This is a genomic window from Niallia sp. FSL K6-0212, assembly GCF_038007605.1.
Classification (GTDB): Bacteria; Bacillota; Bacilli; order Bacillales; family Cytobacillaceae; genus Niallia; species Niallia circulans.
In genome coordinates this window covers 2931370-2943474 of the sequence record NZ_JBBOXL010000001.1, presented here as the reverse complement: position 1 = coordinate 2943474, position 12105 = coordinate 2931370, and the positions used below count along the sequence as shown (strand labels likewise).

The 12105-nt window shown below is 34.5% G+C and carries 7 protein-coding genes; 1 reads left to right on the top strand and 6 read right to left on the bottom strand.

The window, feature by feature from the left end; genetic code table 11:
* Window positions 1-257 precede the first annotated feature (257 nt).
* Window positions 258-1544, bottom strand: coding sequence for a C40 family peptidase (locus MHH96_RS13830; protein ID WP_047942922.1), 1287 nt, complete (start codon window positions 1542-1544; stop codon window positions 258-260).
* A gap of 763 nt (window positions 1545-2307) precedes the next feature.
* Here MHH96_RS13830 and MHH96_RS13825 point away from each other — a divergent pair.
* The gene (locus MHH96_RS13825) at window positions 2308-3432 is read left to right on the top strand and encodes an NAD(P)/FAD-dependent oxidoreductase (RefSeq protein WP_047942921.1); all 1125 of its coding nucleotides are present in this window, start codon (window positions 2308-2310) and stop codon (window positions 3430-3432) included.
* Window positions 3433-4365: 933 nt separating this feature from the next.
* Here the strand turns inward: MHH96_RS13825 and MHH96_RS13820 are convergent.
* The 5 genes from MHH96_RS13820 to MHH96_RS13800 all read right to left on the bottom strand — a co-directional run bounded on the left by MHH96_RS13820 (window position 4366) and on the right by MHH96_RS13800 (window position 12081).
* A complete protein-coding gene (locus MHH96_RS13820; protein WP_341117588.1) occupies window positions 4366-7071 on the bottom strand; it encodes an SH3 domain-containing protein in 2706 nt (901 codons plus the stop codon).
* 412 nt (window positions 7072-7483) lie between these two features.
* Window positions 7484-8482: an asparaginase gene (locus tag MHH96_RS13815; RefSeq protein ID WP_047942920.1), complete on the bottom strand. Its 999-nt coding sequence runs from the start codon at window positions 8480-8482 to the stop codon at window positions 7484-7486.
* Between the two features lie 268 nt (window positions 8483-8750).
* On the bottom strand, window positions 8751-9236 hold the full coding sequence (locus MHH96_RS13810) for a nitroreductase family protein (RefSeq protein WP_095321836.1): 486 nt from the start codon (window positions 9234-9236) through the stop codon (window positions 8751-8753).
* Window positions 9237-9422: 186 nt separating this feature from the next.
* Window positions 9423-10607: a Ger(x)C family spore germination protein gene (locus MHH96_RS13805; RefSeq protein WP_144544150.1), complete on the bottom strand. Its 1185-nt coding sequence runs from the start codon at window positions 10605-10607 to the stop codon at window positions 9423-9425.
* A 289-nt stretch (window positions 10608-10896) separates the two neighbouring features.
* On the bottom strand, window positions 10897-12081 hold the full coding sequence (locus MHH96_RS13800) for an NAD(P)/FAD-dependent oxidoreductase (protein ID WP_047942917.1): 1185 nt from the start codon (window positions 12079-12081) through the stop codon (window positions 10897-10899).
* Window positions 12082-12105: the final 24 nt, after the last annotated feature.

Sequence of the window (12105 nt, the reverse complement as noted above, 5' to 3'; positions counted from 1 at the left end):
ACGATTCCGATTAAAAATTTTATAATAAAATTTTGTATTGGTCAAGAATTACTTCTTATATACCTGCTTCTCCATTAATATAGCGATGCCAATAGTGGTCAACTTATTATGATTATCGTACTGATACTGTAATAAAAATAGGAAATGATGCATAACTTTTAAATACTGGGGTATATATTAAATATAAATAAATCAGAATAAAAAGCATTACTTGATGAAAAATTTCATCAAGTAATGCTTTATAAAAAATCAATCTATTAGAATCGAACAACTCTACCATTAAATACAGATTTCCAATATCCACTGTCCATAGATGCAATTGCAACACCAGTAGAGCTTTGAGAACCGATGAACTTGCCTCCACCAATGTAAATTCCGACATGACCATCCGTTTTATATGTGTTAAAGAATACTAGATCTCCTGGCTGCATATCACTTGTAGATACGCGAGTCCCAGCGTTTTTCAAAGCATCTGTGCTTGCAGGAATACTGTATCCAGCCTGTGAATAAGCCCAGCTAACAAAACCAGAGCAATCAAATAATCCATTTGCTACATCTGATGCTGTTCTTCCTCCACCAAATTTATAAGTAGAATTACCAATATATTTATATCCTGCTGTAATAGCTTTTGATTTACTTCCACTAGCTTTTACCGTTTTCTTTGGACCATTTGTTGATTTGTTAGAACCTGATGTAGATTTATCAGAACTTGCGGAAGAAGAATTATTAGAACTTCCATTATCACTAGTTCCAACTGTTGTAGCAACTAATTGATTTAAGTTATCTTGTTCTTTTTGTTGAATCATCTTTTTAATTTGTGGTTCTACAGATTGTAATGAGCCATACTTTTCTTCCAATTCAGCTTTACGTTCTTTATTGTCTGCTTCTTTTGCTTTCAAATCTTTTTTTGCTTGCTCATTTTTCTTCTGTTTATCTTGATTTTGCTTTTGCATTTCTTCAAGATCTAATTTTGTATTTTTCAATTCATCATACTTTTCTTTTACTTCGTTTTGCTTCGTTTCTAAATCTTTTTTATCCGCTTCATTGCTAGCAATTAAATCTTGATCTGCTTCCATGATTGTAGCTACAGCACCTACACGGTCAACAAACTCCTTAAAGCTAGCAGCACCGAATAAAACTTCAATATAATCAACGCTTCCTCCATTTTCTTGGAAGGTACGTGCTCTTTCTTTTAATACATCATTTCTTTTTTCAATTCTATCTTCTAATTCTTTTATCTTTTTCTCAAGGGAGGCAATTTCTTTTTCTGTTGTTTCCATCTTTGTCTTTGTTTCTTCAATAAGTGCTTTATTTTCCTCAATTGCCTTATCTACTCTTTTAATTTGTGCTTCTAATTTCTTTAATTCTTCTTGTGCTTCTACGATCTTAATTTGTGCGTCTGAAATTTGGCCTTGTAAAGATTCCTTTTGTTGAACAATGCTAGGTGATTGATTCGCATGAGCATTTATTCCTGGTATGGCTAAGCTAGTCCCTAATCCAAGTAATATAGTTGTATTTAGTACCACTAGTTTCTTTTTTAACATTTCCATTTTCCCCCTGCACTTATCTAATGTAGAATTCTTATAATCTAATTGTCTATGTATTGTCTATATGTTTATGGTTGTAATTGGTAGAGAGACTCTTTTAATATAGTATTCTCTCTTCTATAAATCAAACGATAATCCTGCTTTCGACGAAAGTTCTTTATATAAAACATCTTTCGCCACAAATAGAAGTATAACATCATAATTTGTCATTTAAGTAATAGGAATATTACAATTGTGTTTCAAATGGCTTTTTTTCTGCCTTTGTTCACATTTTTTCCAAACTTATTTCCTATTCTCTTCCATTAAATTCCTGTCAAAATGCAGATTTAATAATTAACATACTGTAACTAAGTCGTTCTTAATAGTAGTATTCCATCGCATTATATCGACATTTTCTAACATTTCTCGCTCTTCTCTCCGTTTCCAAACAATAAGCACCACATTACCGACTACAGACTAATTATCTTTTTTATTTAAATAAAATTCTAATAATATGGGATAAACGCTTTCAAAATGGTGAATTCAATCTATATATGCACTATGTTATATTAGTAATAGCTGTTTATTTTAGCTGCGTTTCTACAAAATTATTGCGCTTTTTAAAAGGACATTATTTTGTCTTAAATCAGGAATTAATCTATCCAATTTATCTTTTGATGAAATAGTAGATAGAAAAAGTTTCTATCTGCTCCAACTTGTGCTTAAATAGAAAATCATTTGAAACCAGCTTGAAACTAACTAAAAAGGAATTGATTATTATATGAAAAGAATAGTGGTCGTAGGCGGCGGAATACTTGGCGCTGCTACTACGTTTGAATTAGCAAAGCGCGGGGCTGAAGTTATTGTTATCGATAGGGAAGATCGCGGACAAGCAACAAAAGCAGCTGCCGGAATCATTTGCCCATGGAATTCCCAACGTAGAAATAAAAAATGGTATCTATTAGCTAGGGAAGGAGCAAAATATTATCCTTCTCTTGTTAATGATTTACATAACTATCATTCATTAAATACAGGCTATAAAAAAGTTGGTGCGCTCAGCCTTCATTCAGACATAGCTAAATTGGAAGCAATGAAGGAAAGAACGTTAAAACGAAAAATAGATGCACCAGAAATTGGGGATATTGACATTCTTTCATCTTCAGAAGCACAGTCTCTATTCCCCTTATTAGCTCCTGGATATATGGCATTACATATAAGCGGTGCTGCAAGAGTAAATGGATGGGCTTTAAGAAATGCCCTCATGGAGGCAAGCAAACAATTAGGGGCAAGCTTTATCCATTCATCTTGTACCCTGTTAAGAGAGGGAAATACAATTAAAGGGGTTAAACTTAGTGACAATACATCTATTTATGCAGATGAAGTGGTTATCGCAGCTGGAGTTTGGGCAAATGAATTACTTGAGCCACTCCACTTAGCTTTTGATGTAAAAGCACAAAAAGGGCAAATACTTCATATCCAATTAAAAGACATTCAATGTTCCAACTGGCCTGTAGTAATGCCCCCGCATGATCAGTACTTATTAACTTTAGAAGATAATACGATTGTAATTGGGGCAACACACGAAAATACAACAGAATTATCTCCCCATGTTACAATTGAAGGAATAAAAGAAATAATTGATAAGGCTCTCTTATTTGCACCAGGCTTGTTAGAAGGGATATGGCGTGAAGTAAAAGTAGGTTTCCGCCCATTCACAAACGATTTTCTTCCAGTATTCGGAAGAGTAAAGCATTATGAAGGAATAACGCTCGCTAATGGTTTAGGGGCATCTGGCCTAACAATGGGACCATTTATTGGGCAGCAGCTGGCAAAATTTCTTCTTCATTCTGAATCAGATATCGACTTCTCTCCTTATTCTATCGATAGTTCTATTCAAGAGCGATAGATTCAGAAACGCTTAAAGCAGCTTCTATTTATTGAATTTTATTGTCAAATCCTTAACCATGAAAACACTTAACGTTTTTCTATCTGTTTAACGTTAAGTGTTTCTTTCATTAGGTATATTCTCTCATTTTTTATTTACCTTACTAATCATAAATTCCCTAACTTGCTTCCACACACTGCTTATTAAATACTTCTGATCCATCTATTTCCTCATTTCGAATCCCAAATTATTCATGAACAAGAGTAAAACACACCTTCATATTGGAAACTCATGAGAATAGATAGTAGTTTCTACATATGGTTCTTCAATCATATTCGTATTAAAATTGTTCTGTATTACGTTCACTTTCATTCTATGTAACGTTCATTCCCGTCTATTACCGAGAAAAAATGATAGATTGCAGAAGGAAAAAAGGAGTTTGTGTTTTCCTATTATTTGTTAGAAGAACAAATAAATATTTTTCCGAATTAGCTGTTGTTTAATATACTTCTTGTTACAGTTATTTTTTAAATGGAATGAATTATTACGATTACTTAGGGGAATGGAGGATATGTGAAAGTAACAATTGATGCAAATGTTAGTATTTCTCTTGCAATAAGAAAGAGGCAATAAAGTATGTTACTGGATACTGATTCGATTTGCGAAACCTAAAGTTTTACAAATCAAATTATTTTAGATATCTCAGATTTTTTTGCAAAAGACAGTTCTTATAATCAAATCCTGGTTAGGTACCATACAATGAGAATCTTTCTTTTAATCTCTGAAAGTAATTAAGTTTCGAATTGGGGTATATTAACATCTGGATAATGTTTAGAAAGATTGCAAACAATCTTTCCAAACACTATTATTACCAGACCAATGATTTACCTGCTAATTGATATAAATGGAAAATTCACGCTATCTATTTCCGTTTTTAACTGAAATCGTTCAGTTTTATTTTGCATTTACTTTATATATTGGAATCTCATAGTTTAAAGTATAGGAACTTAACAGACTATATAAGTTATAAATTTGGCCCACTTGTTTAGTAGCCCAGCCTATATCGGAAGCATATTGATGCGTTGCATTTCCAGTTTTCTCAGCTGCATCAGGATTCCATCTCATTTTATATAAAGTATCTTGTCCTGCATTAACATAACCTTGGGCAATAAATTTGGCTCCACCTATAATGGCTGCCTCTGGCGTAAACCATCCTGCATTATAAGCATATTGTGCACCGCTTGAAACGGCTGATCCATCATAGGCACCAATACCATACATGTTATACACAGTTTTACCATTAACCTGAACACCATTCGCTAAAGTGGATGTTCCATTTCCAGTCTCTAAAAGTGCATGTGATATCAAATAAATCTCATTAATTCCATATGCATTAGCAGCAGTTACAAAGGAGGAAGCTTTTCCTGCTAAGATTCCTTTTCCAGCTAAAATCTTACTATCTACTTCTTTATCATCTACATTTGCTTTTGCAGATAATTTTAGAAATTGCAGTGATTGTGTATCACTATTAATAAAATTGTTTGGGTTAAGATAGTAAGCAGTGTCTTCCTTACTAGCAGTAACCCATGATTGTGAATAATTTACTTTATACCAGTAGTAACCATCTGTTCCTTTGATTTTAGAAGTAACCGTTAATACTTGGCCACTAGTCAAGGTACTGACAACAGAATAATCGGTTCCAGCACCTCCGCGTAATCTCCAGCCATTTCCGATTACAGTACCCTTTGTTGAATCTGCTGTTTTAAAAGCAATCGCATCTTCTCTAATATATGTGTCATATTTTTTATCTGTTTGTGGATTCACACTTAATTGAATATTTGTCATTTCTTCTAGTGTGAGATTATAATTCACATAACTTTTATTAATCGTTGCATTAGCTGAGCCATTGCCTTTGCTAGATAGATACTCTGAACTTACATAGCCTTCTAGATTATTGACTTTTACTTTAGACCAACCATTTCCTTCTGCTTGTACAATTACTACAGTACCTGCTTGAAGCTTACTAAGAATCTTGCCACTTGTTGATGGTGTTGATCGCAAATTCAAACTAGAACCTGCTTGAACATTTACGATTTTTTCGGTTACAGTTGGCGTTTCTTCCGGCTGTTTCGCTTCGTTCTTATCTGTTTCTTTATCGGGAGTAGATATACTTGTTAAGTATTCGCTGCTTACATAGCCTGCTACTTTACTTGTCTTAATTTGAGACCAGCCGTTTTTCTCTGATAATACCGTTACTACTGTGCCTGCTGAAAGCTTCCCTTTAATCGATCCGCTTGTTGATGCCGTGGATCTTACATTTAAATTAAATCCTGCCTGAACGTTCACTTTCATTTGTTTTCCGGTTGGTGCTTTTTCCGGCTGCTTTGCTTCGTTCTTATCTGTACCTTTATCGGGAGTAGATATACTTGTTAAGTATTCGCTGCTTACATAGCCTGCTACTTTACTTGTCTTGATTTGAGACCAGCCGTTTTTCTCTGATAATACCGTTACTACTGTGCCTGCTGAAAGCTTCCCTTTAATCGATCCGCTTGTTGATGCCGTGGATCTTACATTTAAATTAGATCCTGCCTGAACGTTCACTTTCATTTGTTTTCCGGTTGGTGCTTTTTCCGGCTGCTTTGCTTCGTTCTTATCGGTCCCTTTATTATTAGTTGTTGTTTCTGTAATTTTTGTCACCGATAAATAACTACTGCTTACATAACCTGTTTTTCCAGATACAGTTACTTTATCCCATCCATTTGCACTCGACAGAACTTTTACCTCTGTTCCTCTTAAAAGTTTTGTTAGAATAGCACTATGAGTACTTGCTTCCTTTCTAACATTAAGGGAAGAGTTTTTTTCCACATTGACATATTTCGCCGCTGCCTCTTCACTAGTACTTGTTTTTGTCTCTTCTTTTTTCTCAGGACTAGCAGTTCCTTTCTTCTCTGTTAGATATTGTGTTGCTACATATCCTTGTTTTCCATACGCTTCTACTTTTGACCAGCCATTGGATTCTGAATAAACCGTTACAGGCACATCTTTAGCCAATTTTACAATAATGGAAGCTGAATTGGAGGGACTGTTTCTTAAATTTAAACTGGAACCAGTATTAACATTAACGTATTTAGTCACTTTTTGTTGCTTGTTTGAACTATTGGCTGTTTTCTTTTCCTCTGATTGAACAGCTTTTATGTATTGAGATGATACATATCCATTTATGCCATTTACTTTAATTTTCGCCCAGCCATTGGAGTCTGAAACTACTTCGACTTTTGTATTGTTTTTTAGCTTTGTTACTACATTTGCTTTTGTCGAAGCTGACTCTCTTACATTTAAAGTTGAAGAAGGATCAACGGAAACATATTTTACGGAACTTACTTGCTTTGTTATCAGATAACTTGATGATACATATCCAATCTTTCCATCCACTTCCACTTTTGACCAGCCATTCGTTTCCGAAAGGACATTAACCTTTTCTCCTGCCTTTAATGTGGTTACAACACTTGTACTAATAGATGGACCGACTCTTACATTCAATACCGAGCCTTTATTCACCTCTACATACTTCGTGACGGAAGCTGCATGAGCCTCTTCCATAAAAAGCGGAGAAGATAATGCTGCTAAAAATATTCCAGGTACAACTACTTTTTTCACCACTACATACCTCCTAGATCTATTTACTTAGTTCATTATTTGGTTATTCTTGCATCTATCATCTTGTTACTACTAATCTCTAAACCCCTATTATATATTCTTTAGTACCTATGATATTATCTATTATTCTACTAGTATATAATCCTATAGTCACGTTTTTTTATTATCGCCTCTTTTACTAGGTCTAACGTTTCATAACAGCACAAAATATAAACGTTTCACCTATTCCAATAGTACCATTACTCACTAGAAATAAATAGTCACGATGATTTAGATATGATAAAAGAGACCAAAAATAGGTATCTTAGACTACTTAAAATTGAGACACCTTATTTCTGCAAAACTGAATGAAAAAAGCTTCCAATCTATCACCAAAAAGATAGATTGGAAGCTTCATCACTCAGTAGTTGGATCTTTATCCTTCCCAATCAACTGATAAATCATAAGCTAATTGGCTCTCCATGCGATTCTTTATTTCATTTAATGTTAATTCATTTCCTAATACCCACATTAATTTTGCCACTATTGCTTCTGTATTCATATCTGCTGATAATATAATATTATATTGCGCCACTTTTCTTCCTACTTCATATAATAAGAGGTCTTGTCCTTCTTCCAAACATTGAGTTGTGATAACAACAGCAATTCCTTCATCTACCATTTCTTCAATCTTCGGCAATAGATTTCTTTCTTCAAAAGGTAATCCCCCATTACCAAAGCTTTCAATAATGACCCCTTTATAGTGTTGTTTAATAAAATCAAAGATCTCAGGCTTTGTGCCTGGATGCAATTTTAATAAAAAGACATCAGGGCATATGCTTGTATCCAACAGCAATTCAGTTGTCGGCTTATCAGGCTTCCATAAAAAGTGAATTTGGTCTTTTTCAATCGTCGCTACATATGGATGATTGATACTCGCAAATGCATCATAGCTCTTTGTTCGCATTTTCATTGCTCTTGTACCAATAATAACTCGTCCATCAAAAACGACAAAAACTCCACCTATCTCTTCTTTAGCAAAGCGAATACTATCTATAACATTTTTCTTAGCGTCTGTTTGTTTAAAACTAATCGGGACCTGTGATCCAGTAATTACAACAGGCTTTTTGAGACCTTGAAGCATATAAGAAAGTGCAGCTGATGTATACGCTAATGTATCCGTACCATGTGTAATAATAAAACCATCAAATTCATGATACCGCTCAGCAATGATCTCAGCCATCATAACCCAATGTTCCGGCTGCATATTAGTGCTATCTCTATTCATAATGATCTCACAAGTTACATCAACTTCTAAAATATCATTCTTAAAATATTGAAGGAGCTCTTCTGCAGACAAACCAGGAACAAGTCCTTCATTTCCTTCTATTGAAGCAATTGTCCCGCCGGTTGCAAGTAAAAGCAATTTTTTCATTTACAGTCCTCCTAAATGCCATACTCCTAAAAAATATACCTATTTTCGGTATACACCACGTTATTATATATATTTAAAGAAGTTTCCGCAATAAGAGGATTCTATCCATTTTTTCAGAAGAATTTATTTCTCTCTATTTCTATTTTCTTAGCTGAAAGCAAAATAAAAAAGGCCGGAACAGAGATGTCCGGCCAAAAATAAAGCCAAACAGATTCGTATGATTGTTTGAGCCTTTTTTTCGCTTATTGCAAAATTACTAGATCATGTTTTAATCTAAATAGGTAATTTTCTCCTCAATAGACGTGCGCGCTTTTGGTTCCATAATTTCTTCTGGGTAACCAATAGCAAGAACTCCGACCACTTCATAATCCTCGCTTACTCCTAACGTATTTCTCCCTAAAGCCGAAGATCCGACAGAACTCCAAAACGTACCTACTCCTGCGTCCCATGCTTGCAGCATAAAATTTTGGATAAAACAGGATACTGCTGCTAAATTTTCATCCCGTTCGACTTGGTTTCTTCCTTTATGCGATAAAACAGCTATAACCTTAGAAGCCCCGCCAAAATTTGTTTTATGTTTTAGTTCCGCTCGGGTATTCTCTCCAACAAATAGAATTCTCCATGGTTCTGTCATCCTATGATTTGGTGCAAATTTCGCCTGTTGGAGCCATTCGATAATAATAGCATCCTCTACATCCTTCGTTTTGAATTTTTTTACTGTTCTTCTCCCTGTAATTAATTCAGCTATATTCACTTTTTAACTCTCCCCTTTATTATGAATTATTGCTTATTTCTCTTTATTATAATAATCCTATTTTCTATTTTTTTAAATAATGCCTCTTTCTAAAATACAAAATAATTACCTTCAGAACATTGATAACTATCCTAATGGTAACTGAAACGTTTCTTAAGTCGCCCCCTGAACAAGTTTGCCATTTGCTTATTTTATATTATTACTATTGTTGCGGAACCCACTCCTCTTTATTTCTACATTTACATGCACATTAATCTTCGCATCTTTAAAACCTGTATCCCAATTATCTTCATATTGTTTAAAATGCTTGTAATCTTGATCTCTAAATATTTCTCCCAACCCAAATATATCAGCGACATATTCTTTTTGCATTTTTTTTATCAACTTATTAAATCCTTTTTCAAGATAACGGTTTGTTTTGTCTTCAAAATCTTCAAACGCATTTACTTTTGCAGCTTTTATCCCTTTTTCGGATCCATCTAGAATCGATTCAGCTTGAATAAATATATCAAATTTAGGTCGGCCGTTCACTTGTCTAGCTTTAATCTTTGTCTTAGAATGATTAACACGCAACCCAAAATATTTGCTATCATTGTATGGAATACTCAACGAGGTCTGTTCCAACTTATTTTGAATCCATAATAACATTCTTGTATCATTTAAATCCAAATACCCTTGAAGCTTTCCATATTTAAAAATAGCCAATGAATCAATTTTTGCTATTGCCCCTGGCACTGTTGTTTTAATATTATCAAGGTCCCACCCTTTTTCTTTTTCGCCTTGAATTTTCATAGCGGACAAAACTGGGACTTGACCAGATGATGAATAGGTACGGATAAAATCATTTAATTTAATACCTGGAGTTCCTCCCCATTCCTCTAACATATGATCGAGTTGGGGAAATATTTTCAAAGATGAAACTTTTTGATAATCGTTCGTTACTCGTAAAAAATCTACAGCCTCCGTATCCCTTGCAACAACTATATTAAAGTCGTCTCTTATCTCTCTATCCCTATCAAAATAATCCATAAAACTTAAAATACCCTCTTTCGCCATATCCTCTCCGATAATAAGGATTCTCATGTGAGAAAGAACCAGATGAGTTGATATTGCAGAATTAAACTTATGGATAATCTCCCCTACCGTATCCCCTTCTATAGAGTAGACAATCGCAGGAGCCAAACCTTGAGCAGTTCTAGGATTTAATTCTGCAGCATAAGTACTCTCTATCGAAAGTTTGTATTTATGTTCTTTCCCCTTATCCATTGCTATCCCCGTTACAATCGAATTTTGATTTAGTTCCGAATGATCCCAACAACCAGCTAAAAACAAGATGGATACAATAGATATACATAATAAACAGCGCTTCATATTTTTAGACTACTCCCTTTGTATCGTCAATATCTTCCTTCCTCCATCACTAATTGGTATGATAGAGAATCTGGAAAAACAGACAATCACACCTTTTTCAAAGATAATAATAGTTTGTGAAAAAGAATGAAATTTATCCTATATATCCTTACAATTCTATTGAGGAATGACATAAATGACAGGGATAGCTGGCAATAATATGATTAGTATCTCTTTCTCAAGTGGATACAAATAAAAAAAGATGAGAGACAGTGTATTAGCCCTGTCCTCATCTTTTCCTTCTTTATTATTAGTAAGCTAAGCTGAATAGCCCTTTAATATGTGATAGGTAACGAATATTACTTGCTTCTTTCATTAAGGAAGCAGGTAACCCTTTTAATGGAGTCGAGCTTCCGCCAACGATTGCTACACCATCTTTTCTACCAAGACTTGCAAGTGTACCGGAGTTAATTGGATTAAAGGTGTCTAATGCTTTATTTTCAAGGTAAGCATATAGATTATATCCAATTAATTCTCCCATTTGCCAAGCAATTTGAGCTGTTGGTGGTGCTGGACGACCATCCCCATCAGCTGGGAAGTAAACAGCACTATCACCAGCTACAAATACATCAGGGTGTGAAGTAGATTGTAGGAATTCATTTACAGTTGCACGACCACGATTTACTTCTAATCCAGAAACACCAACAAGTGGATTTCCTTGTACGCCGCCAGTCCATACAAATGTATTAGCAACAATTTGTTGACCATCTTTTAAATCAATTACATTGCCAGATACATTTGTTACTGGTAAGCCTGTTAAGAAAGTAACGCCACGGTTTTCCAAACTCTTAGTAGCACGTTCGATTAAGTCTTCTGGTAAAACAGGAAGAATTTTCGGACCTGCTTCTACTAATAGTAATTTAATATCGCGGAAATCAACACCATATTTTCTCGTTAATCCTGGTAAGATATCAGCAAGTTCCCCAACAAGTTCTACACCTGTTAGTCCGCCGCCACCAATTAATATAGTAGCATCTTCTTGTTTTCTTGATTTAGCATATTCACGAATACGCTCTTCTACATGATTGTAGATTTTGTTTGCATCATCTGCAGATTTAAGAACCATGCTGTTCTCTTCAAGACCAGGGATACCGAAGTATGCTGTTACACTTCCTAGCGCTACTACTAATGCATCATAAGATAATTTAGTTCCATCGCCTAAAGCAACCTCTTTTGTATCTACATTGAAAGAATCAACAGTAGCAATTTTTAAGTCGATATCTTTGCCTTTAAATAATTTTTCTAGTGGCATAGCAACAGCTTTTTCAGAAACATTACCTGCTGCTAAGCGATGCAATTCAGTAATGATTTGATGTGTTGGATATTTATTAATAACGGTTACTGTAGCTTCCGCTTTACTGTAAAATTTACGAACATTTAAAGCTGCTAGCAGGCCACCGTATCCAGCACCTAAAATAACAATATGTTTTGACATAGTAAATCCCCCGTCCTTATTACA